Origin of the sequence: Agathobaculum faecis, from assembly GCF_014287995.1 — a bacterium.
In the GTDB taxonomy this organism is placed as follows: domain Bacteria; phylum Bacillota; class Clostridia; order Oscillospirales; family Butyricicoccaceae; genus Agathobaculum; species Agathobaculum ammoniilyticum.
This window is the reverse complement of sequence record NZ_JACOPL010000011.1, coordinates 23378-49169: the sequence shown is the minus strand read 5'-3', so window position 1 is coordinate 49169 and position 25792 is coordinate 23378. Positions and strand designations below refer to the sequence as shown.

The following is a 25792-nucleotide window of genomic DNA, read 5'->3' as shown; positions in this document are numbered from 1 at the left end:
ATACAATGAACGCAAAAGAGCGATTTTATTCCGGATTAGCAAAAGAAACGATTGGGAAAATCACCTCGAACACAGATAACTGGACTTCGTTTTTGAGAACGATGTCCCGCAACTATGAGTTCACCTATCCGGAACAGGTGATGATTTATGCTCAGCGCCCCAATGCGACCTTTTGCAAGCCCTATGAGGACTGGAACGCTGAAAATTACCGCAGATATGTAAAGCGTGGCTCTACCGGCATTGCTCTGTTTGTGATGAACAGGGATAAACCGTATCTGCGCTATGTGTTTGATGTGGCGGATACCGGCGTTCGCCGTTCTTCCCCGGAACTGAAACCGTGGGAGGTGACGCCTGAAAACCGCTCCTATGTCATGGAAGCGATGGAGCGTACCTTCGGTGTTGCCGCTGACGGGGTACTGGAAGCACAGCTTGAAGATATTGCATCCGCACTGGCGGCTGAGTATTGGGACGATTACAAAAAGCAGTTCCTCGACATCGTTGCCAACAGCTTCCTTGAGGAGTATGATGAACTCAACATCGAAGTAGCTTTCAAAAATGCGGTGGCAAACAGCGTATCCTATACGATGTATTGCCGGTTCGTGGAAAGTCCCGACAACTACTTCGAGCATGAGGATTTCCAGAAGGTGTTTGATTTTAACACCAGACAGACGGTAAATGCCCTTGGTACTGCGGTGAATGCCATCAGCACAAGGATGTTTCAGGAAATCGAAAAAGCGATTGGAGAACATGAGCAGATTAAAGCTACCGAAAGGAGTACAGATTATGAGCGAGATGACTTACAGACAGGCCGGAGATTATCAGATTCCGAACCTTCAGTTGGAGAACGAGGGAGAGAAACCTCTGGGCAAGTACGGCAGGATGCGTCGAGCATTTTTGGAACAGAACAATCCGATGCTCCTGAACGACATGATTCTGACGGAGAGCCTGTTCCCGCACCTGTGGGAGATCGAGGAAACAGCGAAAGCCAGAGTGGAGTTTCTGATGGAGCAGTACCTGAAGGACAGCCCCGCACCGGACAAGGAAACGCAGCAGATGGCGTGGGTGCAGCACATGAACAGCCTGAAAGCACAGGCGGAGGAAGTCGTGATGACGGAGCTTATCAACAGCTGAGTCTGAACCTTTTCCTCTCCGAAAATGAACAAATCAGTTTTATCGACCGAGCAGAGAGCTTTACGCCCTCTGCTTTTTCTTTTGCCCAGGAAGAAATCGACCACTTCCTTCTGCTTGGTAGCAATACCGATGAAGCCCGAAAAGTCGTAGCGCTGGAATATATGAAGCAGAAGCCGTTGGAAGAAATCGTTCAGACCTTAAAGCAGGTCTATCACGGCGGCTATGGTCTGAAAGAAGATAGCGGGAATATCTGTGCGTGGTATGCCGAGGACGGTATCCACCTTGCCAAAGGTTCCTCTGCCATTGACAGCCCCAGAGCGCAGATCGTTTCTTGGGAAACGGTTGCCGAGCGCATTGGAGAACTGCTTGAAAATGGTCGGTTCGCAACTAATGTGGAACTGGTAGAAGCATCCGGATATGAGCGTCAGAAGTTGGCAGAATCCCTGTGGCATCTTTATCACGATTTGAGTGAAGAAGCCCGTTCCAGCAACTATCTGGCAATTCTTCATCAGGAACCGTTTCGTGGTTTCCCTGACGAAACCGCAGACTTGGCTGAAAAGTTGGATGACCCTCGTTTCCACGCAACCTTGGTACAGCAGTATTCGGAATTTAGAAAAACCCTTGCGGAAAATCCCGATCTGCTTCGTTTTCACTATCACAAGCTGAATCTCATTCAGAAACAGCTGTATGAGTTGAATATGCCTTTGCGTGAGTATCAGACCGATATGATGCAGATGCCCCTTGTCCGCCAGTTCATTACGGATGATGAAGTCAATGCAGACTTGACCCGTGGAAGCGGCTTTTCCGGTGGTAAAGCCCGTATTTATAACTACTGGCAGGAGAATCATTCTGCCAAGGAAAAGATGGACTTCCTGAAGCATGAATACGGAACCGGTGGTCATTCCCATGCCTGCTCTGGTGCAACGCACAGCGGTCAGGATCACGATGCCAAGGGTGTTGCTTACACCAAGAGCGGTTGCGATAAATTGCAGATGTCCTGGGCGCAGGTGGTGCAGAGAATCGACGGTCTGATACGAAAGGGACGCTACCTCAGCCCGGAGGAAGAAGCGGAACGACAGGCTATCGAAGAAGCTAAAACTGATCCGTTGGAAGATGTTTATGACCGTTTCGCAGTGATTGATACCGAGGATGGCGAGTATGCGATCTGGGATAATCAGACCGATGACTACTATGTAGACCCGGAAGGCGTTACGGAATACTTCACGGACGAATGGCTTGCCAATGACTATTTGGAGGAAGTTCGTCAGTCCGTAGCTGCGATGGAGTCGGTTCAGCCAGAAGCGCCTGTGGCAGAGCCTGCCGAAGTTGTGGAAGCATCTGCTTCCGAGGAACCGAAATGGAATTATCAGGTCGGTGACACGGTATATCTGGACGATACAGCTTTCCGTGTGGAGCAGATCACGGACAGAGAAGTTCAGCTGCGTGACCCTACGCTTGCTTATCCCATCTTCCGTGCCGAGAATCGTGAGAATTTCGAGCGTATGCTCTCTCAGGACGAAAGAAACCATGCGGTAAGGGTTGATGCCCAAACCGAAGAAAAGCCCGTTACAGAGGATTTTCTGGGCAAAACCGAACCGAGGGACTACACCCCTGAGTATCAGCTGTTAGACCGTCTGCGTATGGACTACGAATACTTCCTTGGTGCAGGACGGCACAGCGAAAAGCATCTGTGGGCAGGCAACCGCCATGCACAGATTGCCAAGATGCGTGAGCTGTATGAAATGATTCCCGACAAACCAGAATGGCTGACACCTGAGATGATTAACAGCTACGAGGAGCGCATGGCTCCCCGCTATCTGGTTGCCGCCTACCATCACTTTGAAAACGGCTTCGATGATAAACTGGACTACTACACTCTGGAAGAAGCGGAAAAAGCTGCCCAGGGCTATGTGGACGGAACCATGGAGGATGACGGATTCAAGTACGATGGTGCTGCCGTTTACGATCAGCAGGAGCATAAGTGCATCCGTATCTATGGGGACTACCCTGACGAAAAGGCACACGCACAGGTCAGAGCCAGTGCGGAACCCGAACAGCAGGAACCGGAACACTTCATCGATCATTTTTATGTTGCCGAGGACATTCAGAAGCGGGGTGCGCTGGACATCAAGGAATACAGTTCCTTTGATGATGCCCTGCGAGCCTACTATGCACTTCCTGACACGCAGAGAAAAGCCCTGGGTGCAATGAATACCAGAGATCTGCCGGGTAGTCTGGACTTCGTACAGTGCGTAGATGGAAAGGACACCATCATTCAGGATTATGCCCAGGTGGACGGATGGCAGAATGCCGAAGTCATGGACATTATCGCTCAGCTTGAGCAGTCCATCACCACCAGAGAAATCCCACCTGTTCCTGCGGTGAACTTCCACATCACGGATGACAACATCGGTGAAGGTGGACCGAAGCAGAAATTCGCAAGAAACATCGCAGCCATTGAAACTCTGTTCAAACTGGAAAGCGAGAACAGGAACGCCACTACCGAAGAACAGGAGATTTTGTCGAATTATGTCGGTTGGGGCGGTCTGGCAGATGCCTTTGACCCGGACAAGGGAAATTGGGCGAAGGAGTATCAGACACTGAAAAACCTGCTTTCCGAAGATGAATATGCTGCGGCAAGAGCTTCCACCCTGAACGCACATTACACCAGCCCTACGGTCATTCGCTCCATCTACGATGCGGTCGGACAGATGGGCTTTGAAACAGGAAATATTCTGGAGCCTGCTATGGGTATCGGCAACTTCTTTGGTATGCTCCCTCCTGAAATGCAGAGCAGCCGTTTGTATGGTGTGGAACTGGATTCCATCACCGGCAGAATTGCTCAGAAGCTCTATCCCAACGCAGAAATCAAAGTAGCCGGTTTTGAAACGACAGACCGCCGAGACTTTTACGATCTGGCTGTGGGTAATGTCCCTTTCGGCAACTACAAAGTGTCCGACAAGCCGTATGACAAGCTGGGATTCTCCATTCACAACTATTTCTTTGCCAAGGCTTTGGATCAGGTTCGTCCCGGTGGTGTGGTCGCTTTTGTGACAAGCCGTTACACCATGGATTCCAAGAACTCTGACGCAAGGCGATATATGGCGCAGAGGGCGGAACTGCTTGGTGCAATCCGTCTGCCAAACGATGCCTTTAAGAAAAACGCAGGCACGGAAGTCGTGTCCGACATCCTGTTCCTGCAAAAGCGTGACCATCCGATTGACATTGTACCGGAATGGGTAAACCTTGACCGCACCGAAGAAGGACACACCATGAACAGCTACTTTGTCGCTCATCCTGAAATGGTTCTGGGCGATACGGTGGAAGAAAGTACCGCCTACGGCATGGACATTACAGTGCGTCCCATTGAGGGCATGGAACTGTCCGAACTTCTGAAAGAAGCAGTTTCCCACATCCAAGGAACCTATCAGGCTGTGGAGCTTCCCGAAGCTGACAAGGGTAAGGAAATCGAAACCATTCCTGCAACCCCGGATGTAAAGAATTTCTCTTATACCGTGGTGGATGGCAATGTGTACTTCCGTGAAAACTCCCTGATGCGCCGTGTAGACCTGAATGAGAAAGCAAAAGACCGTGTGATGGGCATGGTGGAACTTCGTGGTATCGTCAACGAGCTGATCGAATATCAGCTTGAGGATTACCCGGATGAAATGATTACTCAGAAACAGGCAGAACTGAATGATGCCTACGATGCGTTTGCCGCAAAGAACGGGCTTATCAATAATCGAGCCAATGGTCAGGCATTTGCTGACGATTCCTCCTACTATCTCCTGTGTTCTCTGGAAAATGTGGATGAGGACGGCAATCTGAAAAGCAAGGCGGATATGTTCACCAAGCGAACCATCAAGCCGGAACGCAGAGTGACGAGCGTGGATACGCCGTCCGAAGCTCTGGCAATCTCTATCGGTGAGCGTGGCAAGGTGGATTTGCCGTTTATGGCACAGCTGCTTGGAACACCTGGAGAATACGATGCGATTCAGGCAGAGCTTCGAGGGGTGATCTTCAAAGACCCGATGGCTCCCGATGCTGTGGAAGTTGGATGGCAGACTGCCGATGATTACCTTTCCGGTGATGTAAGAAGCAAGCTGCGTGTCGCACAGATGGCGGCAGACAGGGATTCTTCCTTCCACATCAATGTGGAAGCCTTGCAGAAAGCACAGCCGAAGGACTTGGATGCGTCCGAGATTGATGTGCGTTTGGGTGCAACATGGATTGATGCCGATTATATTCAGCAGTTCATGGAGGAAACCTTTGAAACGCCGTATTACTTGCGCCGTTCCATTGAGGTCAAGTTCTCCGAGCTGACCGCAGAGTGGCGCATCAACGGTAAGAGTTCTCCCAACTACAACGATGTGGCGGCGTATGTCACCTACGGTACAGAGCGAGCCAACGCATATCGGATTCTGGAGGAAACGCTGAATCTGAAGGATATTCGTATCTATGATACGATTGAAGATGCAGATGGTAAGCAGAAGCGTGTCCTCAATAAAAAAGAAACTACCCTGGCACAGCAGAAACAGCAGGCAATCAAGGATGCGTTCCGAGATTGGATTTGGAGAGATCCGCACAGACGAGAAACCCTTTCCACCAAGTACAACGAACTTTTTAACTCCACCAGACCTCGTGAGTATGATGGCTCTCATATCCGTTTCGGCGGCATGAACCCGGATATTACCCTCCGTGAACACCAGAGAAATGCTATCGCTCATGTGCTATATGGTGGAAATACGCTGCTTGCACACGAAGTTGGTGCGGGCAAGACCTTCGAGATGGCTGCATCGGCTATGGAGAGTAAACGGCTTGGATTGAGCCAGAAATCCCTGTTCGTTGTGCCGAATCACTTGACCTTACAGTGGGCAAACGAGTTCCTGCACCTCTATCCGAGTGCCAAGCTCCTTGTTGCCACCAAGAAGGATTTTGAAACAGCAAACCGTAAGAAGTTCTGCGCTCGTATCGCAACGGGTGACTATGATGCAGTCATCATCGGTCACAGCCAGTTTGAAAAAATCCCGCTTTCTGCCGAACGACAGGAACGGCAGCTGCGGGAGCAGATTGATGAGATCGAGGGTGCGATTGCGGAGCTGAAATGGCAGCGTGGCGAAAACTTCACGATCAAGCAGATGGAGAAAACACGAAAATCATTGGAAGCCAGACTGGACAAGCTCCTTGCCGCTGACAAGAAAGATGATGTCATTACCTTTGAGCAGTTGGGTGTAGACCGGCTGTTTGTGGACGAAAGCCATGCGTTCAAGAATTTGTTCCTCTACACAAAAATGCGAAATGTGGCAGGTCTGTCCACCTCCGAAGCCCAGAAATCTTCGGATATGTTTATGAAGTGCCGCTATATGGATGAGCTGACCGGCGGGCGTGGTGTGATCTTTGCAACCGGTACTCCAGTAAGTAACTCGATGACCGAGCTTTATACGGTCATGCGCTATCTCCAGTACAGTACGCTCCAGCAAAAGAACCTGACCCATTTTGATTCCTGGGCATCGACCTTCGGAGAAACAACAACTGCGATTGAGCTTGCACCGGAGGGAACCGGCTATCGTGCCAGAACCCGATTTGCGAAGTTCTTCAACCTGCCTGAACTGATGAATATGTTCAAGGAGGTTGCCGACATCAAGACCTCTGACCAGTTGCATCTCCCTGTTCCCGAAGCAAAGTTTGAAACGGTTGTGGTTCAGCCCTCTGAGTACCAGAAGGATATGGTGGCTTCCCTTTCAGAGAGAGCAGCAGATGTTCATGCCGGTATTGTAGACCCGTCCGTCGATAATATGCTCAAGATTACCAGCGACGGACGAAAATTGGGACTGGATCAGCGGCTAATGAACACCCTGTTACCCGATGACCCTGACAGCAAGCTCAATGCCTGCGTGGGAAATATCCTGCGTATCTGGCAGGACGGTCAGGCTGACAAATTGACCCAGTTGGTGTTCTGCGACCTTAGCACACCGAAAAATGATGGAACCTTCAATGTCTATGATGATGTCAAAACCAAGCTGATTGCAAACGGTGTGCCTGCGGAAGAAGTTGCCTTTATCCATGATGCAGATACCGAGGCAAAGAAAAAAGACCTCTTTGCCAAGGTTCGTACCGGGCAGGTGCGAGTGCTTCTTGGCAGTACGCAAAAGATGGGTGCAGGAACCAACGTCCAGGACAAATTGGTGGCAGTTCACCACTTGGATGTGGGTTGGCGTCCGTCTGATATGACCCAGAGAAACGGTCGTATCATCCGTCAGGGCAACCGGAACAAAGAGGTTCAGGTGTATCAGTATGTGACCGAGGGAACCTTCGATGCCTACCTGTATCAGACCTTGGAAAACAAGCAGAAGTTTATTTCTCAGATTATGACCTCCAAATCACCGGTTCGCTCCTGTGACGATGTGGATGAGCAGGCGCTGTCCTATGCGGAGATCAAGGCGCTGTGTGCCGGCAATCCGCTTATCAAGGAAAAGATGGACTTGGACATTGATGTGGCAAGGCTGAAGGTGCTGAAAGCTGACCACCAGAGCCAGCAGTACCGTATGGAAGATAAGCTTCTGAAATACTTCCCGGCTGAGATTGAAAAGCAGACAGGCTATATTCATGGCTTTGAAGCTGATATTAAAACCGTGGAAGCACACCCGCAGATTGCCGATGGCTTTTGCGGCATGGAAATCATGGGCAAAGCCTACACCGAAAAGGCAGATGCCGGTGAAATCCTCCTTGCGGCTTGTAAGGACACGAAAAGTGCCGATCCGGTTCCTCTTGGCAGTTACCGTGGCTTTCAGATGGAGCTTTCGTTTGACAGTTTCCGGAACGAGTTCGATGTGACCCTGAAGGGCGCTGTGAGCCACAGAGTAGCCCTTGGAACGGACGCACGAGGAAATATCACCCGACTGGACAATGCCCTTGCAGGCATCCTTGAGCGCTTAGAACGAGCCAATGAGCAGTTGAATAATCTCTACAATCAGCAGGAAGCAGCCAAGGCGGAGGTTGGAAAACCGTTCCCGCAGGAAGCAGAGCTGACAGCCAAAAGTCAGCGACTGGCAGAACTGGATGCAGCCCTGAATATGGAGGACTCTGTGGAAAATCGTGACGAAAGAAGCGAGTCAGAGCGTCCTTCTGTGTTGGCTGATCTGAAATCCAAAGCGGAGCATATCCCGCCTGCAAAATACTCTGAAACCCGTGAGGAGGTGTTGTAATGGCAAAGCGAGATCAGGATGTTCATTTCCTTGCATCCAAGGAGGAGGTCGAGCGAATCCATGAGAAGATGGACGAGCTTGGCATCCGCAGCATGGGAGCCTATCTGCGGAAAATGGCTCTGGATGGTTACTGTATCAGACTGGATTTGCAGGATGTGAAAGCCCTGGTTTCGCTCCTGCGAATCTGCTCCAACAACCTGAACCAGTACGCAAAGCGAGCGAACGAAACAGGCAGCATCTATCGTGCTGACATTGAGGATTTGCAAAAACGGCTGGAGGAGATCTGGACGGACATGAGAGAAGTTCTTGTTCGCCTGTCCTCAATCCAGTAATCCGACAACTTGTTGGGAAGTCGCAGTTTCGGCTGCGGCTTTTACATAAGGGTTGACATCATTGCGTTATGGCAGATACCCTTGTACAATATAATTAAAAGAAAGGGGTTGAGCCTATGAAGCTGGTATTGAAGATATTGGCACTGCCGGTGCTGTTCGTTGTAAAAGTGATTTGCATTCTTGGAAATCTGCTTACAAATGTTGTGTCCTATGTAATTGGTTTATTGCTCTTGGTCATTGGCGGATCTGCGATTTACTGCATTGTAAAGGCTTTGTGGCAGTCCCTGCTTATTCTTGTGGTTCTTGGAATTGCGACAATAGCAGCGGTGTTCTTGCTCGTCTGGGCTGTTATGAAAGTCGAGAATATTGGAGAAAGTCTGGGAGCATTTATCAGGTCATAAGATAATATCAGAGAAAAGTCACCGACCGGTGGCTTTTTCTTTTTGGGAAGGAAGTGATGGGAATGGCAGCGACAAGATTGATTGCACTCCATGTGAATAAGGGAAAGACGGTCGCTCAATGTTTGGCAGACAGAACCGACTACTCACAAAATGCCGCAAAAACCAATGATGGCGAATTTATCAGTTCCTATGAGTGTGATCCAAAGACAGCAGATGAGGAATTTCTGCTTTCCAAACGGCAGTATCAGCATATTACCGGCAGACAGCAGAAGAACAATATCATCGCATACCAGATACGCCAGTCCTTTAAGCCGGGAGAAATCACCCCGGAAGAAGCGAACCAAGTCGGCTATGAAACAGCGATGCGATGGACAAAGGGAAAACACGCTTTCATCGTTGCGACCCACATCGACAAATCCCACATTCACAATCATATCATTTATAATTCGACCTCGCTGGATGCCACACGGAAATTCAAAAACTTCTTTCTTTCCGGTCTGGCGGTGCAAAGACTCAGTGATATGGTTTGCCTGGAACACGGGCTGTCCATTATTACACCGAAGCCGTATCGGGAGCGCCAGAAAAGAACTGTTTATCCCAAGAAGCGTACCCAGCGTGACGAATTATGTGATGCGATTGATGCGGTGCTGAAGCAGAAACCAAAGAGCTTTGATGGCTTTGTTCAGGCTCTGGCTGACATGGGATTTGAGTTCAAGGATGGAAAGCAGCCTGCGTTCAAGGGCGAGAATCAGAAGCGTTTCATTCGGCTGCGTTCCCTGGGCGAAGGATATAGCAAAGAGGAAATTCAAGCGGTTATCTCCGGCAAGAACCTGCACAAATCAAAAGGCGGCTCTGCCAAGGCTCCTGCCCCGAAGCAGTTCCAGATGCTGATTGATATTCAGGCAAAGATGGCCGAGGGCAAGACGGTCGGTTATGAAAAGTGGGCGAAGAAGTTCAACCGAAAAGAAGCTGCCCGAACGGTAATCCTACTGAAAGAAAAAGGCTTGGGCAACTACGACGATCTGACTGCTCATATTGAAAATCTGTCTGCCCGGTTCGATGCGCTTTCTGATTCTATCAAGGTCGCAGAGAAACGTATGGTTGAGGTTCAGGCGTTGCAGCAGCACATCAAAAATTATCGCAACACAAGGCAAATTTATATCGAGTACCGCAAGTCTGGATATAGCAAAAAATTCTTTGAAGAACACCGTCAGGAAATCACAATTCATAAAGCGGCGAAGCAAGCCTTTGATGAATTGCAGATTACAAAGCTCCCGTCCATGCAATCATTGTATGAGGAGTTTCATCAGCTGGCAGTCCAGAAAAAGCAGGACTACGCTGAGTACCGTCAGATCAGAAAAGAGAAAGAAGAACTGCTGATTGCCAAACGGACGGTTGAAACGATTTTGAATATCGACAGGCAGAAAGAGCAGGAAAAAGAGAAAGAGAAAGAGGAAAAGAAGAACTTCCGTTAAAGCAAAAAGCCACGGTCTGCACTCCCCAAAGGGTGCGGATCGTGGCTGCTTTTTTGCTTTTCGATTTCGGTGCTTTCAACCATGGGCAAATTTTTATTCTACTGTTCTTTGAGAAACGATTGAAAATCGTGTAGCCATCATCGGCAGATGATGTTCAAAGGGGATTGGGGATGCTTCCCCAACAAGCAAATTTGCGAAGATTGCACCGAAGGGAAAATCGAGAAAATGAGTGAACCTGTACAGGTTTACACTGCTTGCCAATTTGTGAGATTATGAATTTAGTATCGAGAATAGGGTACACCTAAATTTTGCAATGCTGCAACCCTATCATCGTTGCATGGATGAGTTGAGTATATTGCACTGAGAAAACCATCATGCGGAACATCTGAGATATGTTGGTCTAATACCGTCGCTAATTCAAGACCAAAACCAATTTTATAAGCAAATTCATCAGCCAGATACTCATTTTGTCTCATAGACCACATCAGAAAAAGCATACAGAACTTTACCCATAACCAAGAAAGTGCTGTTGATATTCCTGCGAAAACTGCGGTAATTATACCCATTACACCACTACGAGAGCATATTGCGAACAGCCCCATGATTGCAGAAAAAATCCAGTAGGATATTTTGATTAACAGGAGGCACCCGGATATAAATATATTGCCCCCGCCAATCAATAATTGGATAACAGTATGTCCGTATGAGAGATGTCCGATCTCATGGGCGAGAATTCCAAGTATCATATCATCGGAGAGTAAAAGCAATCCGTCAGTTATGCATAGTGTTTGCCTACCTAGAGCAAATGCATTTGGAGCAGGATCATGGATAATCTTCACTTTCACTTTTTTAGGACAGTATGATGTGTTCTCTTTTGCTTTATCTAAAACATATTGAACCAGCGGGACAACTCGAAGTTTTATATCTACTCTTTTTATATCGCTTGCTCCTGCGAAGGCAGCCAGGCACATTTCGCCTAATGGGGATAAGCTGATAGCTACTGTGAAAAAGTAAATACAAATCAGTTCAACAATGCTTCCTGACGAACCGAACACAGCAACAATCAGCAGAATATTAAGAGTAAAGAACAGAAGAGTTCCTAAGTTTGAGAAGCGAACAATTCTGCCTACACGATGCCAAATATCCATAATGCACCCCCCTTTTATCGTGTTGTTGGTTTGAGCTTGCATTGTTTAATTACTCAAATGTAAAGAAATCTTTGTTTCGCTCTTTGAACAGAGCAAAGACAGTCTCTAACACAAATTCGTTTTCAACACCAACATATTCTTCTGTTTCATCGTCAATTTCTTTCAGCTGCAAAATAACAACTTGCCCATCCGAATCTCCAATAGGAAGCAGGACAACATATTCGTTCTGGCGATACGGTATTAAGTCAAGAAATTCAAATTCAACTTCGTTCCCATTCTCATCATTCAAAGTTATAATGTTGTCTTCATCCATGTCGTCGTTCCTTTTCTTAATATAAATAATTATCGTTGATAATGATGCCTAATAGTTCAAAGAGATTATCCTTTTTGGAAAGAATGCATTTTTTCATGGCTTGTTTAATTTGTTCCGTTGAAATGCTATCAGGCAACATTTCCCTTGGGACACCATGACCGAATTGCCGAAAATACTGTTCTTCGATTTCATAATACTCATTATCAATTTTCGGTTCAGGTGTATTAAGGAAGCTATTCATAAAATCTGCAACGCTCTTGTTTTTGTCCATTGTATGCACCTACCTTTCTCTGCTCAAGACCCTAACATGATTATCTGGTCTAATAGAATCAATCATTGAAGAAAAAATACCAAACGCTGTAGGAAAGAAATTTGCTAATAGCTCTAATTTGCCTTGGTCTCCCATAGACGCTTCAAAAAAGTGGGCAAAGGCTTCTGCTTGTAGATTGCCCGGTCTCGTCCAATAGTTCCTTGAGTGACCATAATTTCCGTGCAATTGACCATTTGTTGTCGCATCAATTAAGTCCGAGAAGGAGTGAGCTGAATCCTGCCTAATACGGGTCAGAAAAGCAGTTTGCTTTTCCACTGGAAGATTGTTATATAAGCTCAGGATTCTTTGTCCGTCCTCAACCAGTGCCTCAGCAAATTCTGGAGTATTGGATAGATTGCTCCGATAGTTGCACGAAGCATGGTCGATCATGTGAGCAAGCTCGTGGAAATAAGTTGTTCCTGCACCTCTTGGATTTGTCATATCAGAAGCTGCATTGTAGTAGACTCCTCGTGAATGCCCTATATAATTTCCCGGTGAGTAATGTGCTGTCTGATCCGGTGGATATTCAGAATCTTGTATCATCAGTTTACCAGCGAAATGGTCAAACACTTCTCTGACATTCTGCTCTGCATTTTCATGGCGTTGTGATATAACAGCGATATATCCGTCTGGTGTGCTACCTTGGGTTAGCACGCCAAGGCAATACTGATAAGACGAATTACCAACATTAGGTGTTTGCAGACCCTGGAGGAAAGAATTTCGTGCAGAAGGAGTGTCCAAATTAACATTATCATATTCTTGTACACTTTTGGCAAGTGAAGCAACGTATTTTTCGGCCTGAAGCATAATCTGTAAAATATCATTCAGGGCTTTGTTGCAATCTTTTACGATAGTTCCCAGCTCATCGTACTTCTTGTCATTCCATCCAATTCCCAATTGCTGATATTTCATCTTCACAGAACTTCTTGTAGTTTCGATAGAAGAAATGGAGGTCCGCATATTTTTCAGTATTGTCAGTAATTGAGTTGCATCAGCATTTACGTTGCTCAAACACTCACCTCCTCATTTGTTAATCATTTCGAGTGTAGCTACCTGTTACTAAAACCGGGATATATGTATCAAGCGATTGAGCTGCAAGTGTTCGATGTCGCCCATCACTCTGAAATACATAATAAGAACCTACCTGCGCAACCTGGACAGGATTATTGTAATAGCTACGAATGGTATCATCTAACACTGGGTTTTGTGAAAGCTCATCCAAAGACATTCCTGACTCAGTATTTTGACGAACATCTTGGATGTGCGAAGCTCGCCTTAGAATGTTTTCTCTCGACCATCCCTCTCGACCATTCCGTGTCCAAAATCCTTCCGGGTTCCCAAGTTCTCGGTCACTGAGATAAACTCCTTCAATATCCCTTGCTCTAACGTATACGAGTTCTGGATTTTCATTTCGAGAAAAGGTATAGTTCCCGTTCTCCCAATAATCTCGATATTCTTCATAGTGATTTCCACGGGAAAAATATCGTTCAGCTGATAGTCTGTCTTGAACAAATGCAAGATTAGAACCAAAGGTATTTGACTCAAAGGTGGTTGTATCTGCACTTGATGGTGTAACAGCAAAACTACTGGTCTGAGGTGTGCTTGCAGATATTCCATTTGTAGATCCTAGTTGAACACTTTCGTATTCACTAAGGCTCTTGGCGAGTAAAGCCACATATTTTTCTGCTTGAAGCATAATTACCAATATGTCATTGAGAGCCTTGTTGCAGTCTCTTACAACCACGCCCAACTCGTTGTATTTTTTATCTTGCCATCCAGCACCTAACTGTTCATATTTCATCTTTACAGATTTTTTGGTAGTTTCGATGGAGGAAATGGAATCCTGCATTTTTTTCAGCATTGCGAATAGCTGAACGGAGTCAGCATTTACCATACTCATTTCATCACCTCCTGGCAGCGGATTTTGTGAAGTGCAAAGCGGCGATGTGTCAGGAAAGTCTGACACATCACTGCTTCGGCAAGATTTAATTTAGAGAGGAAAGAAATTGTTCCAACTCAGCAGCGGTCGGTGCAATGTACGGTTTCATCTGGTAAGTATCCTTAACACCGTCTGTGAAGTATACGCTCCTTTCTTTTTTCGTTTTGTTGGTTCATTTTCGCCAGTGTGTTCGTGTCGTTTGCTGTGACGAGAACGCAACATAGACACAAAGAAAACACAAGGGCGAGCTTGCTCGTTTATATACCCTTGTGTTTTCGACTGGATATGTTAAGGTAACAAACAGTAAATGACACGTTACAGACTGCAAAATGTACCAACTGAAAAAAGAAAGAATACCGTTGTGTGCTTTATTTCTCGATCAGCTTTTCAAACATGAGGAAAGGTTTTTATAAAAAAAGAGTAGTTACCGTTTTTTGGTAACTACTCTTTTCCTTTTTTAAGGTTTAAAGTCCTGGAAGTTTAGGTGTTTTGGGTATTGGTGGTGTAGGTAGCTGCAAGCTTTCCAATTTTTGTTGAATTGCTTTAAATTCAGGGGTTTCTTGGTGTTGATTTTGAACCATTTTTTGCTCTATTCTCTCCAAAGTCGGTTGAATTTCTTTCCCTGATACTTTACGATTTAATTCTCTTTCTAAGGTCTCTTTCGGACTAATGGAAGGCGTTTCTAAACTTGAATAGAAGTTTCACTCCTTCTCTATTATAAAGCCTTATATCGCTAAATAAGCCCGTTTTATGAAGGGTTTCTAAGCTGAAATGAACGGGTTTACACCCGGCCTTGACCTCCGCCCGCTGTCCCGCTGAATGGGTGGACAAGGCGGCCAATCCCTCAAAGTGCTTGGACGCTCTCTTTCTGATTTTGGAGCGTTTCTTTTCTAAAAATTGAAATGGGCGGGAAGCCATTTTAGGGCTTTCCCGCCTTGATTACTTTTTAGCAAAGACGGGCGTGACTGTCAACGGCGGCGCATGAAATGCGCCGTTCATCTTGACCGTTGACTGGCTCGGCTGGCTTTGCTATCTTCCTGACAAATGGGAATGTCTAAGATAGTAAAGACGTCCCACATGCAACTCTTTCTTTTATTGCGGAAACCGTATCTTTAATTGTGAATGTAGTTGTGTCTATGACATTTGATTCATATATCCCCAAACCGGAAAATTGCTCCCACATTGTTTCCACTAATTCAATATTTGTTTTTCTATCTAATTTTGAGCGTTCCACAGCTCGCTTCATAGTTTCTTTTTTACTCGCTCTTAATACAATATAGTGTACCTCGTAATCTTCTTGGGCAAGAGCTTTCCATGGCTCCAAAAACCATGGCCCGACAATCCCATCTACAATTACATCATATCCGCCACGAGCATATCGCTTTGCAGCTTCTAAAAAGGCTTCAATGACAACCAGATTTTGCTTGTTGGATTCTGGCAAATGTGGTGGTATTGCGCCTTTGCTTAAGTAATGAAAAAAGTCATCGGTGTGCATATGCACTGATTTATCCATATCTGATTCCTTTGCGACAATTGACGCAGTTGTTGTTTTTCCTGTCCCCGGTGAGCCTGTAATCACAATAATTCTTCCTTGATTCATCTGTATTTTCCCTCACAATTTGAATTTATCACTTTGTTCCTGCCTGCTCAATCATCTTCTTCGCAAACTGGTTTTCCCTGACCCTGATTGCCCACCAAGTAAAAAAGCGGTTGGCGATTCAACCGCTTTTTTACTTGAACCAATTCTTCTAAATTATCATTTAAGCGATTCTCAAACTGTTTGTCAGTAAAATTGACTATATTTGCCATATTAAGCCACTTTCTCTTTATTCAAAACTTGTTTTGAGTAACGATTCATTGACCGCCAATACTCATGAACGGCTTGTAATTCTTCTAAAGAATAATCAAAAAGATTTACACGTTTTGCAAGCTTTAATTGGTTTAATAAATTGACTTCCAATAATTGAGAGTCATTTTTATTTAATTCATGGTTCAAAACATAGTTTAATACTCGATTATAAACGCTTGCCGATAATTCGTTAATGATCTCTATTTCAAATGTTTTTTCATACGTAACTGCCATTTCATTTTCACTCCTTTTAAAGTTTGTCAGGTAAATATTTCCGTATATATTCTTCTAAGGCTTGATCCATAACTTCTTTTACGTTTCCGCCATTCTTTGCTGTTTCGATTTTTATGATATGGTGCAAGTCAGCACGAACACGAACCGTCTTATCTCCCATTATATCTTTTTTTGCACTGATTGGTGTATCATTTCGTTTTGCTTTTTGTGCGCCTAAATTTCCCACAATCACTCACTTCTTTCTATTTCTTCTTATTCTTATTTTATCATCAACAATCACAAATCACAAGTGATTTGTGATTAATCACTTGTGATTTGTGATTCTATTCTTTTTCGTTTTCTAATTGAATGATTCGCTCAAGCATTTCAAAAAATACGTTCTCATACATGGATAAAACTTTTTTGTCATAGCCTTTGTGTTCTGTAATTCCGTTTTTAGACCAGGTACTTACTTTATTACTTCGCTTGATAATATTTTGGAAAACCAAGTTATCTTCTTTATGTTGCTTGTACAGTTCTTCCAGGTTTGATTTTATCGTTGCGCTGTCCGTATCAACTAAATAAGGAACAAAACCGATCATATCTAGTCCAGGGTTAAACTGTTCTTGTAAATCAATCAAATAGGAAATATAGTTTTGAATGTTGTTTGTACTTTCTTCTTCTGCTTGTAAAGGGATCATAACGTAATCACTTGCCACGATTGCATTATTTGTATAAACGCTTGGCGTTGGTACAGTATCAATAATAATGAGATCATAGTCACTTTTTAAAGGTGCTAAAAGAGTAGCAAGCAATCTACTTTCATTTTCAAAAGTCCATGAGCGAGTTAATTTTGGCAGTAACATCAAATCAAACGTGCCAGGGATCAAGTCTAAATTATCAGTCAAATGAACAATAGAAGAAGCCAAGTTTCCATTTTTCAGTCCTTCATAAAAATTAACACGTGGCAATTCTACCTTAAATGTTTTTGCTAAGTCTTTTGTCAATGTTGCTTGTAAGTCCTTATCGATCATTAAAACTTTTAAATTAAATTTGTCTGTCAAGTAAGCAAACATAGTCGATAATTTTGACTTTCCAACACCACCTTTAAAATAATTGTTTAAGATAACAATCGCTTCATTTTTACTGTTTAAAATACGTCTTAATTCTTCAAGTATTTTGAGTTCTTCCTTCTCCATAACTACGCCCCATTCTTTTTTTGTATAGTAATATTGTATCATTAGGAATCACAAATCACAAGTGATTTGTGATTAATCACTTGTGATTTGTGATAAGTGATTTGTGATTAATATATAAAAGCCCTCTTTAAAGGGCTTTTATGCTTATTTTGAAAAAGAGATAAAATCAATATATCCCTTTTCTCCGATTTTTACAACGGCATTGTAGGACTTTCTATCTTTCGTTTTGATTCCTTTTACCAGGGTTTCTTTTCCCTCTAGTAATTCTTTTACATTTGTTTTGGTGAGTTTTTTCTTTCTAAAATGTTCAGCTAAAGTGAAGGTACATTCAGGATAATTTGAACAACCATAAAACGATTTTTTTAATACAATATTGTTGCCACACTTAGGACATTTTCCTACAAGGGGTCCCGAGCGCTTAGTGGGAATTTGTACCCCTTATCGATACAAATTCCCCGTAGGCGCTAGGGACCTCTTTAGCTCCTTGGAAGCTGTCAGTAGTATACCTAATAATTTATCTACATTCCCTTTAGTAACGTGTAACTTTCCAAATTTACAAAAGCGACTCATAGAATTATTTCCTCCCGTTAAATAATAGATAACTATTAAAAATAGACAATACTTGCTCATAAGTAACGGTACTTAAATTGTTTACTTTGGCGTGTTTCATTGCTTGATGAAACTGATTTTTAGTAAACAGTTGACGATATTCTCGATTGACCCATTTTGAAACAAAGTACGTATATAGCTTCCAATATTTATCTGGAACATCTGTGGTATGGCGGGTAAGTTTTATTAAGACACTGTTTACTTTTGGTTTAGGATGAAAGCATTCCGCTGGCAGCTTAAGCAATTGCTGAATCGAGACTTGAGTGTGCAAGAGCAACCCTAGTGTTCGGTGAATATCCAAGGTACGCTTGTAGAATCCTTCTTCAACAATCAGATAGATGTCAGACGCATGGCTTTCAAAAACCACTTTTTTAATAATTTGTGTGCTTAAATGGTAAGGAATACTCCCAACAATTTTATACCTCTGTTTGTTAGGGAATTGAAACTGTAGAATATCTTGGTGAATTAAAGTGACACGAGTATTCAGTTTTAATTTTTCTGACGATAAGTTGAATAGATGACTGTCTAATTCAATAGACGTTACCTGTTTACTTATTTTAGCCAGTTTCGTCGTTAAATGCCCTTTACCTGTTCCAATTTCGTAAACGGTATCGGTTTCTTTTAAATTCAATTGTTTTATTATTTGGTTGAGTACTTTTTCACTCGTTAAAAAGTTTTGAGAATATTTTATATTTTTGTTCATGTAATCACTCCTTCTTAATTACAAATTTTTAGCATCTAATTTAACTTCAATTCCTATTATACAAAATTTTAAGATACTGCACTATCAACACACTCTTAAGTTTGCTTCTAAGTCTTATTTCCATAACTTCTTTCATTTGGGAATAATTCAAGCTGGCGAATCATATAATGTGTACTTGGAATGTAATCAAAATAAAACAATAGTGCTAGATATAAACTCCATGGAATTGGGCGTGTCCGATTTTCGTAGGCACTATAAGTTTGTCGTGAAATACCAACAGCCGAAGCAATTTCTTCTTGTGATGCACCAACTTTTCCTCTGAGTGCGGGTAACTCAATCGCCAATTGAGTGGCCAAGTTCTCTTTCTCATCTTTACTAAAATTCCAAAACTGCTTATAAGCATCTCGCCCTACAAATTGAATCAATAAATCTCCTCCTGGGTATACTCTTTCGTAGAGTACATTACTCCACGAAAAAACACCGCCAAACACTGAAAACTCAGCATTATTTGACGGTGTTGACAATTTATTTGACGGCTAATAAATCAGAAAGCCGTTGCATATTTTCTCTTTTTAAATCCATGGATGGGTGTACATAGCGATTCATTGTAATATTCACGCTGGCATGACCCAATATTTCGCTGAGACTTTTTACATCGAATCCAAGCTCTATGCACCTTGTAGCAAATGTATGACGTAACGAGTGATAATTTGCGGAGGTGATTCCGCTGTTTTTCAATACCTTCTTAAAATGATTTTGCATGGTTCTTGGTTCTAATGGATTCTGATCGCTATTGGTTAGGATGTAGCCAGTAGAAGAAGCTTTGTGTGCTGTAAGAATAGTCATTAAGCCATGGGGTACTGGAATAGTACGGATGGAGCAAGCACTTTTTGGTGTGGTAACAACAATCCTTGTCTTGTATTCACTGTTGGTTCTATCTTGGATTCTCTGGAGCGTTTGATGCACGTGGATTGTGTAATCTGAGAATGAAACATCTTCCCATCGTAACGCACAAATTTCACCTACTCTGAGACCAGTGAATAAACATACTAATATACCAATATTGCAGGAATCAAGATTAGAATACAAGTATTGGCATAATTTTTCCTGTTCAGCACGACTCAAAACTCTCATTTCCTTCGTTTGACGTTTTATCTGTATAGATCGTGCGTCACAAGAAATGGCTTTCCCGTTTCGGGTGGCAAATTGTAAGACATTTCGAATTAGAGATAAAATATCTGAAACAGTTTTAGAGGAAAGTCCATTCTCCTTTAATCCACCAGAAACAAGGAAAAAATTACACTGCGTTTCAATAAACTCGTGTGTTATATCACGCAATTGTTTGCTTCCGAACACAGGAAGTATATACGAGCTGAGAAGATTCCTATATTTGTTGCTTGTAGATTCCTTCACTTTAGGACATATAGCTTGAAACCATTCCATAGCAACCTGTTCAAATTGATCTGAGCTAATTTCTGGATCGACAGTGACAGAATTACTCGTGCACGAACTTTGACTGATAAGTTTTGCCTTGACTTCTCGATATGACTTTGCATAAACATAACCGTAATTGGCTTTGCCTGTAGAAGATCGGGACTTAATGTATCTTCCTTCCCATCTGCCGTCTTTCCTTTTGTAAATATTTTCTCCTTTTCGTGCCATAAGGTACACCTCCTTCAATATGACTATAATTCTGACGGCAAATTGTGACTTTGGAACTTTCTAAGATGGATTTTTGTGCAAAACCTCGTGTTTTATGTCCCTAACATATTGACAAACAGTGCGACAATTTGTAAAATAAAGATATAAACTAAAAAAAACAGAGAAGAATGCGATTCGTGGAGTAATGTACTCTACGAATTTTTTATTTTAAAGAACCTCAAGATAGCTCATATTGTCGTCTTGGGGTTCTTTTCATTCTATCATTTAATGCAATCTGCCTATAAAATTTTATCATATTGCATTTATAAATGCAACTTGCACCCGATGTTGGTTGTTGAGATTTTTGGTACATTTTATAATGTATAGCAGAATCATACACAGCATGGAGGTGATTGAAACGCAACCGGAAATTGATTACGTTAAGATTGGTCAGCGCATTAGAGCTGCCCGACTGGAAAAGGGTTATAGTCAGGCTGATTTGGGTGCGTTGGTTGGTTGCTCGAACAATCATATGAGCCATGTTGAAGTTGGACAGACGAAAGTTTCTTTGGCAATGCTTCTAAAACTGGCATTCGTCTTGGAAAAGAACTTTGACTATTTTTTACTGGATACCCCATATGCAAAATGCGACAGCATCATTGATAATGAGATTGCTGCAAAACTGAAAAAGTGTAATGTAACAACATTGATAACCGTAGGAAAGTTGATTGATGTCTTGATTGACCAGCAAGAGATGATAAAAAAAGCGGAGCTTGATTGATATAATGAAAAAGAAGCCCATTGACGGTACAGAGTGAACTGCTATGGGGTTCTTTTTTGCAGCACAATATACTGATTCTTTAAGAAGCAAAAAGTCCACCAGTCATGATGCACTACGCATCGTACTGGTGGACTTTTTCTGTAAAGATATAAAAATAGATATTCATATATCGCCATAACCAATGTCGTTATCGTAGGCATGAAGATCTTCTTTCAGGAAATCTGCTTTACGAATATACATCGAATTTACCAGCTCTCCTTTTTCGTGGAGCAGGCTGAATTTGTAGTCTAATAATGCTGCCGGTACATAGAGCATTTTAGCCGTTTCAAAAAATGTGTGTTCCGAAAGGCATTCCAGGACTTTCCCATCTTCTAACAGAAGCTCCGCCGCAAAGAAGTTTGCTTCATTTTCTTCGATTGATCTATCATCAAAAACTTCCATTTCTTGAAAGCCGTGCATCATAGCGATTTTTGTATGCAGGACAGCGTGTCCTAATTCATGTGCGACTAATATACGCTCCAGGATACCGTTCACATTGTGATCTATCACGATATTCTTTTGTCTGGACTGGTAATAGAAGAAGCCCTTCAATTTCTTCTGTAAATCGTAATAGTGGATTTTGATACCTAACAGCTGACATAGCTCGTAAGGGTCTCTGGTGTGATATTTTCGCACAAGCTTATCGACAGTTTCAATGATATGCTCTGCCGTTTTCATTTGCTTCACCTCCGAATCGCACACAGAAAACATATTCTGTGCTTGAGGATTTTACTCTTTATCTTTATGCTTTCTGTATTTCTTCGGAGTGTACTTTTCCCGTGCTGTTTTCTTAGAGTCCATATAAACTGACATAATCGCCTGGAAGAATACATCTTTTGCGTCCTCGTCCAATTCTCCACCGGCAAACAGAGAATTTACACGACCCAACACTTCCTGAGCTTCTTTTGCTCCTTTTGAACCGAAGTTTTCCTTTGCCTCTAAAATAAACATATCCTGATCTATATGGCTCTGGCTATCCGTTTCAGATTCGTCCAAAAGATAGGACACAGAGATATGCAGTGCTTCAGCAAGTTTTCTGATGTTGCTTTTTCTGGGGAGTGTTCCGAGCTGCTCATAGGTGTAAAGGGATCTTTCGGAAATGCCGGTCATCTGGGCAAGCTCCGTTTGAGATAGGTTCATAGCCAAACGAGCTTCTTTAATTTTTTCTCCAAATGTCATGGTAGTATCCTTCCTTTCAAAAAATATTTATTCGTAACTTCCGATTATTTGTTGACAAACTTCTGGAAAATGCTATAATAAGAATCATAACAGAAGTTTTAATTCCACTTAATTATATATCGGAACTTTTATAAAGTCAAGAACTTCCGATTTCACTTCTGTTATTTTAATCAAATATCGGAAGTTATAGTCATTCTTGTCCCATGGTATTTGTTTCCCTTTAGCCAAGTGACAGGAGTTAGAAAGGAATTCTTATTTTATGGATTAGGCTGAAAGGAGATTCTGAATGAGCAGATATAATACACAGGTATTAAGCAGTATTCGAATGCTTTGCCGGATGCAGAACATTGACGAGAAGGTTCTGTATGAAAGAGCAAAGCTGATTTTATCCATATATCGAGAGGTGTGCTGGTCTACCATTGATCGTGCGAATGATGTATGTGATACCCTTATTTGTACTTACGGTGACAGCTTAGATGGTGCATTGATTTATCTGGAGAACTTTGCTCCGGATGAAGCGAGAGAACGATTTGAAGAACGCATTCGCAGCTTATTTGAGACAAAGTGGATCATTGAACTGGTAGATATGGCTATGTTGAAAATCAGAGAATATCCAGATAAAGGCGCTCTGTACTGTGAGATTATCTCAAAGGCATATCTCAACCGCTTCAAGTACAGGGAATCAGAAATGCTGGAGGTTTTGAATATGGAACGCAGCACCTACTATGACCGAAAGAAAGAAGCGATACTGTTATTTGGTCTGTCACTTTGGGGAACAGCCATTCCTAAATTGAAAGATTTCCTGGAAAGTGCCCGGGAGGAAGAAGCATTGTGTTATTGTGAATGCTAAGACAGGATTTTAGTCCGACTAAAATCCGATGAAAATACGACGGTTCCCCTACTGAAAGTCCGACTTGTCCAGTGTTAAAATGGCTATGCTGGGAGATAGCGGCATAAAATTGAATAGAGAGAGTTACGCCTCGTGCCTGTAATGGGTACGGGGCTTTTTTTATACCTGCCTATTTTCCCCCATAATTAACACAAAGGCATGAACGAGAGCTTGGAGTAATTTACTCCGGCTCTTTTTTTATGCCTGCAAGGAGGACAGGCAGATGGCAAAGGGTATTGAGAATCGGGCACGATCTCCTCCCGCTGTTTTTGATTTTGCAACTTCACAAATTCAAAAACACGGAGGAACGAAAATGTATTACGACTTGGTTGAAAGCGGAAAAAGAATTAAAGCCTTGAGAAAGGAACATGGGCTTACACAGGAACAGCTTGCGGAGCAGTTAGGTGTTGCCGCAAACACCATTGCACGAATTGAAACCGGCAACAGAGGTATCTCTATTGATTTGGCAATCGAACTGGTTGTGCGCTTTGAGACAACCCTTGATTACATATTTTTAGGTCGTGAATAACCTCAAAACTATACCTACGAGGCAATAAAAACTTGCATGAGGAACAGGTACAATTTAGATACAGCCAAAGAAAATCGGCTGCTTGATCCTTGAAAACTGAATACACAGTCATCGAATACGTTCCTGTTGCCGGTGCGAGAGCATCAGCCACATCAGCGGTACGCCGAGACGTATCGGATAGAGAAACAGAACGACTTTCTTCTATAAATTAAGCGCTTGTCTCTCTCCCGATGCCAGCGATCAATACTGGCTTGTAAATATTGGGTTGCTCCCAATACGGCCATGAAAGCAACAGGATTAAAGATACTTCTCTACGGAGCTGGCGGAGAACCCGGCAGAGGTTAGATTCCTATGGAACTGATTCGCAATCAGTCGTTCGGTGATTCCCTGAGGGCGTAAGCCCTCTTTCCCAGGGGTGCGTGGCAAATATGGGACACATAGACTTTTGGACTGACTGCCTGATTCCTTTCTGGCAGTCAGTTATTACATAGCCAACGAAAGGAGGTCATGGCACATGATGAAAGAAAATTGGGTATATTGCCGTGGTGATATTTATTGCGCCAAGCTGGACCCGGTAGTTGGGTCGGAACAAGGCGGCATCCGTCCGGTTATCGTCATTCAGAACGATACCGGTAATAAACACGCTCCCACATTGATTGTGGCAACGGTCACCACCAGAATCCATAAGAAAGCGAATATGCCGACGCACTTTGTTATTTACGACAATCCTGCATTCAAAGAAGCGTCCGTTGTTCAGCTGGAACAGATTCGTACCATTGATAAAAGCAGGATTGATAATTACTTAGGTAAGGTAACGCCCCGTGAAATGGTAGCGATTGAGAAAGCCTTATCTGTCAGCCTGGCAATGGAACAGCTGAAAAAGCGTTCCCCAAAACATAAAGCAAAGAGAGCGAAGGAGTGAACATAAATGTTTGAAGAAAGAATCGCTGCCATGAATCAGCGCACCGAAGAAGCGATGGCTGCTAACGCAGTTCAGTTTGATAAGAGAACCTATACGGTTGATGAGATTCAGGATATTCTGGGCATCAGCAGAACCAGCGCATACAACCTTGTGAAAAAGAAAGTTTTCCATAGCGTCCGCATCGGTGGCAGTATCAGAATCTCCAAAAAGAGTTTTGATGAGTGGTTGGATCATCAAATGTAAGATTTGTCAAGGGCGTCGTACAACCCGGCGACAAACTTCAAAACATATTGAGAGTTCGATAAAATGTAGCCATGACAAGAAACACATGGCTACATTTTTTACATAGGAGGTTGTACGATGGCGGAAATGAGAAAACGCACGAGTATGTCTGTTCCGGAAATGGGCAGGATGCTCGGTCTTGGTAAAACGGAGTCATACTGGCTCATTAAGAAGAATTACTTCAAAACCATTCTTGTCGGCAACACCATGAGGGTGATGATCGACAGCTTTGAAGAATGGTATGCCAATCAGTTCAAATATCAGAAGGTCGATGGAACCCCTCCCGGAGAGGAACTGAAGAAAACTACATATTCAATGGAGGAGCTTGGACAGCGCCTTGGGCTGAAAGAAGCGACTGCTTACGAGCTGGTTGCCAAAGGGCATTTTGATGTGGTTGATGTCCTGGGCAAGCGCAGAGTGACCAAGGAGAGCTTTGAAAGATGGTATGCTTCTCAAACCGATTACCGCACGGTAGAGGATCAGGAACTGGATGCAGATATTATGGCATCCACCTACGGTCTGCCGGAAATGGCAAGAATGCTTGGGGTACATCGTCAGACCATTTACTATATCGTTGCCAATGAAGATTTTGAGCTTATCAAGGTTGGCAGATATAAGCGAGCTACCAAAGAGAGCTTTGAAAAATGGTATCAGAATCAGACCCGCTACCAGTTAGCGGAAGATAGACAGGAAAGGAGCTGAT

The 25792-nt window shown here is 43.4% G+C and carries 26 protein-coding genes; 10 read left to right on the top strand and 16 right to left on the bottom strand.

The features are described 5' to 3' along the window. Nucleotides 1-5: 5 nt before the first annotated feature. From H8S45_RS11775 to H8S45_RS11760, 4 genes are all read left to right on the top strand, one after another. Nucleotides 6-8336, top strand: a complete 8331-nt coding sequence (locus H8S45_RS11775) for an LPD11 domain-containing protein (RefSeq protein WP_186950127.1) — start codon at nucleotides 6-8, stop codon at nucleotides 8334-8336. Next, on the top strand, nucleotides 8336-8668 hold the full coding sequence (locus H8S45_RS11770; RefSeq protein WP_002578947.1) for a plasmid mobilization protein: 333 nt from the start codon (nucleotides 8336-8338) through the stop codon (nucleotides 8666-8668). The genes H8S45_RS11775 and H8S45_RS11770 overlap by 1 nt, the downstream gene beginning before the upstream one ends. A gap of 116 nt (nucleotides 8669-8784) precedes the next feature. After that, nucleotides 8785-9069, top strand: coding sequence for a hypothetical protein (locus H8S45_RS11765; protein ID WP_002578946.1), 285 nt, complete (start codon nucleotides 8785-8787; stop codon nucleotides 9067-9069). A 62-nt stretch (nucleotides 9070-9131) separates the two neighbouring features. Beyond that, nucleotides 9132-10544, top strand: a complete 1413-nt coding sequence (locus H8S45_RS11760; RefSeq protein WP_002578945.1) for a relaxase/mobilization nuclease domain-containing protein — start codon at nucleotides 9132-9134, stop codon at nucleotides 10542-10544. 278 nt (nucleotides 10545-10822) lie between these two features. Here the strand turns inward: H8S45_RS11760 and H8S45_RS11755 are convergent, their stop codons facing one another. From H8S45_RS11755 to H8S45_RS11680, 14 genes are all read right to left on the bottom strand, one after another. Then, the gene (locus H8S45_RS11755; protein ID WP_002588966.1) at nucleotides 10823-11692 is read right to left on the bottom strand and encodes a zinc metalloprotease HtpX; all 870 of its coding nucleotides are present in this window, start codon (nucleotides 11690-11692) and stop codon (nucleotides 10823-10825) included. 49 nt (nucleotides 11693-11741) lie between these two features. Further along, on the bottom strand, nucleotides 11742-12005 hold the full coding sequence (locus H8S45_RS11750) for a DUF1292 domain-containing protein (protein WP_002304397.1): 264 nt from the start codon (nucleotides 12003-12005) through the stop codon (nucleotides 11742-11744). A 16-nt stretch (nucleotides 12006-12021) separates the two neighbouring features. Continuing rightward, nucleotides 12022-12276, bottom strand: coding sequence for a hypothetical protein (locus H8S45_RS11745; protein WP_002588965.1), 255 nt, complete (start codon nucleotides 12274-12276; stop codon nucleotides 12022-12024). A gap of 9 nt (nucleotides 12277-12285) precedes the next feature. Then, nucleotides 12286-13326, bottom strand: coding sequence for a hypothetical protein (locus H8S45_RS11740; protein ID WP_002304399.1), 1041 nt, complete (start codon nucleotides 13324-13326; stop codon nucleotides 12286-12288). Nucleotides 13327-13345: 19 nt separating this feature from the next. Further along, nucleotides 13346-14215, bottom strand: coding sequence for a hypothetical protein (locus tag H8S45_RS11735; RefSeq protein WP_002578944.1), 870 nt, complete (start codon nucleotides 14213-14215; stop codon nucleotides 13346-13348). A 1093-nt stretch (nucleotides 14216-15308) separates the two neighbouring features. Beyond that, on the bottom strand, nucleotides 15309-15854 hold the full coding sequence (locus tag H8S45_RS11725; RefSeq protein WP_002304402.1) for an AAA family ATPase: 546 nt from the start codon (nucleotides 15852-15854) through the stop codon (nucleotides 15309-15311). A gap of 47 nt (nucleotides 15855-15901) precedes the next feature. Beyond that, nucleotides 15902-16063: a hypothetical protein gene (locus tag H8S45_RS16885; protein WP_002304403.1), complete on the bottom strand. Its 162-nt coding sequence runs from the start codon at nucleotides 16061-16063 to the stop codon at nucleotides 15902-15904. Nucleotide 16064: 1 nt separating this feature from the next. Then, nucleotides 16065-16337, bottom strand: a complete 273-nt coding sequence (locus H8S45_RS11715) for an antitoxin (RefSeq protein WP_000301765.1) — start codon at nucleotides 16335-16337, stop codon at nucleotides 16065-16067. Between the two features lie 16 nt (nucleotides 16338-16353). Next, nucleotides 16354-16563: a peptide-binding protein gene (locus H8S45_RS11710; RefSeq protein ID WP_000527318.1), complete on the bottom strand. Its 210-nt coding sequence runs from the start codon at nucleotides 16561-16563 to the stop codon at nucleotides 16354-16356. A gap of 97 nt (nucleotides 16564-16660) precedes the next feature. Beyond that, the gene (locus tag H8S45_RS11705) at nucleotides 16661-17515 is read right to left on the bottom strand and encodes a ParA family protein (RefSeq protein WP_002594335.1); all 855 of its coding nucleotides are present in this window, start codon (nucleotides 17513-17515) and stop codon (nucleotides 16661-16663) included. Between the two features lie 144 nt (nucleotides 17516-17659). Further along, complete coding sequence (locus H8S45_RS11700; RefSeq protein WP_073459356.1) at nucleotides 17660-17944, bottom strand: topoisomerase C-terminal repeat-containing protein; 285 nt, start codon at nucleotides 17942-17944, stop codon at nucleotides 17660-17662. Nucleotides 17945-18089: 145 nt separating this feature from the next. Then, nucleotides 18090-18827 carry a 23S rRNA (adenine(2058)-N(6))-methyltransferase Erm(B) gene (gene erm(B), locus H8S45_RS11695; RefSeq protein WP_002292226.1) on the bottom strand — a complete coding sequence of 246 codons (738 nt, stop codon included), beginning with the start codon at nucleotides 18825-18827 and terminating at the stop codon, nucleotides 18090-18092. A 107-nt stretch (nucleotides 18828-18934) separates the two neighbouring features. Further along, nucleotides 18935-19318 carry a helix-turn-helix domain-containing protein gene (locus tag H8S45_RS16765; RefSeq protein WP_099323097.1) on the bottom strand — a complete coding sequence of 128 codons (384 nt, stop codon included), beginning with the start codon at nucleotides 19316-19318 and terminating at the stop codon, nucleotides 18935-18937. Nucleotides 19319-19352: 34 nt separating this feature from the next. Further along, complete coding sequence (locus H8S45_RS11680; protein ID WP_002304408.1) at nucleotides 19353-20489, bottom strand: tyrosine-type recombinase/integrase; 1137 nt, start codon at nucleotides 20487-20489, stop codon at nucleotides 19353-19355. Nucleotides 20490-20871: 382 nt separating this feature from the next. On the opposite strand from H8S45_RS11680, the gene H8S45_RS11675 reads away from it, so the two are divergent. Next, nucleotides 20872-21249, top strand: coding sequence for a helix-turn-helix domain-containing protein (locus tag H8S45_RS11675; RefSeq protein WP_002578940.1), 378 nt, complete (start codon nucleotides 20872-20874; stop codon nucleotides 21247-21249). Between the two features lie 162 nt (nucleotides 21250-21411). Here the strand turns inward: H8S45_RS11675 and H8S45_RS11670 are convergent, their stop codons facing one another. Both H8S45_RS11670 and H8S45_RS11665 read right to left on the bottom strand, forming a co-directional pair. After that, on the bottom strand, nucleotides 21412-21966 hold the full coding sequence (locus H8S45_RS11670; RefSeq protein ID WP_002304410.1) for an ImmA/IrrE family metallo-endopeptidase: 555 nt from the start codon (nucleotides 21964-21966) through the stop codon (nucleotides 21412-21414). 51 nt (nucleotides 21967-22017) lie between these two features. Next, on the bottom strand, nucleotides 22018-22467 hold the full coding sequence (locus H8S45_RS11665) for a helix-turn-helix domain-containing protein (RefSeq protein ID WP_002304411.1): 450 nt from the start codon (nucleotides 22465-22467) through the stop codon (nucleotides 22018-22020). Between the two features lie 286 nt (nucleotides 22468-22753). Here H8S45_RS11665 and H8S45_RS11660 point away from each other — a divergent pair, with 286 nt between their 5' ends. The 5 genes from H8S45_RS11660 to H8S45_RS11640 all read left to right on the top strand — a co-directional run bounded on the left by H8S45_RS11660 (nucleotide 22754) and on the right by H8S45_RS11640 (nucleotide 25791). Then, on the top strand, nucleotides 22754-23317 hold the full coding sequence (locus H8S45_RS11660) for a hypothetical protein (protein ID WP_002304412.1): 564 nt from the start codon (nucleotides 22754-22756) through the stop codon (nucleotides 23315-23317). 262 nt (nucleotides 23318-23579) lie between these two features. Further along, nucleotides 23580-23885: a helix-turn-helix transcriptional regulator gene (locus H8S45_RS11655; RefSeq protein WP_002304413.1), complete on the top strand. Its 306-nt coding sequence runs from the start codon at nucleotides 23580-23582 to the stop codon at nucleotides 23883-23885. 517 nt (nucleotides 23886-24402) lie between these two features. Beyond that, entirely contained in the window at nucleotides 24403-24807 is a 405-nt protein-coding gene (locus H8S45_RS11650) for a type II toxin-antitoxin system PemK/MazF family toxin (RefSeq protein ID WP_002304415.1), read from the top strand. Between the two features lie 6 nt (nucleotides 24808-24813). After that, entirely contained in the window at nucleotides 24814-25050 is a 237-nt protein-coding gene (locus tag H8S45_RS11645; RefSeq protein ID WP_002304418.1) for a helix-turn-helix domain-containing protein, read from the top strand. A 117-nt stretch (nucleotides 25051-25167) separates the two neighbouring features. Then, nucleotides 25168-25791 (top strand): helix-turn-helix domain-containing protein, encoded by a 624-nt coding sequence (locus H8S45_RS11640; RefSeq protein ID WP_008982548.1) that lies wholly within the window; start codon nucleotides 25168-25170, stop codon nucleotides 25789-25791. Nucleotide 25792: the final 1 nt, after the last annotated feature.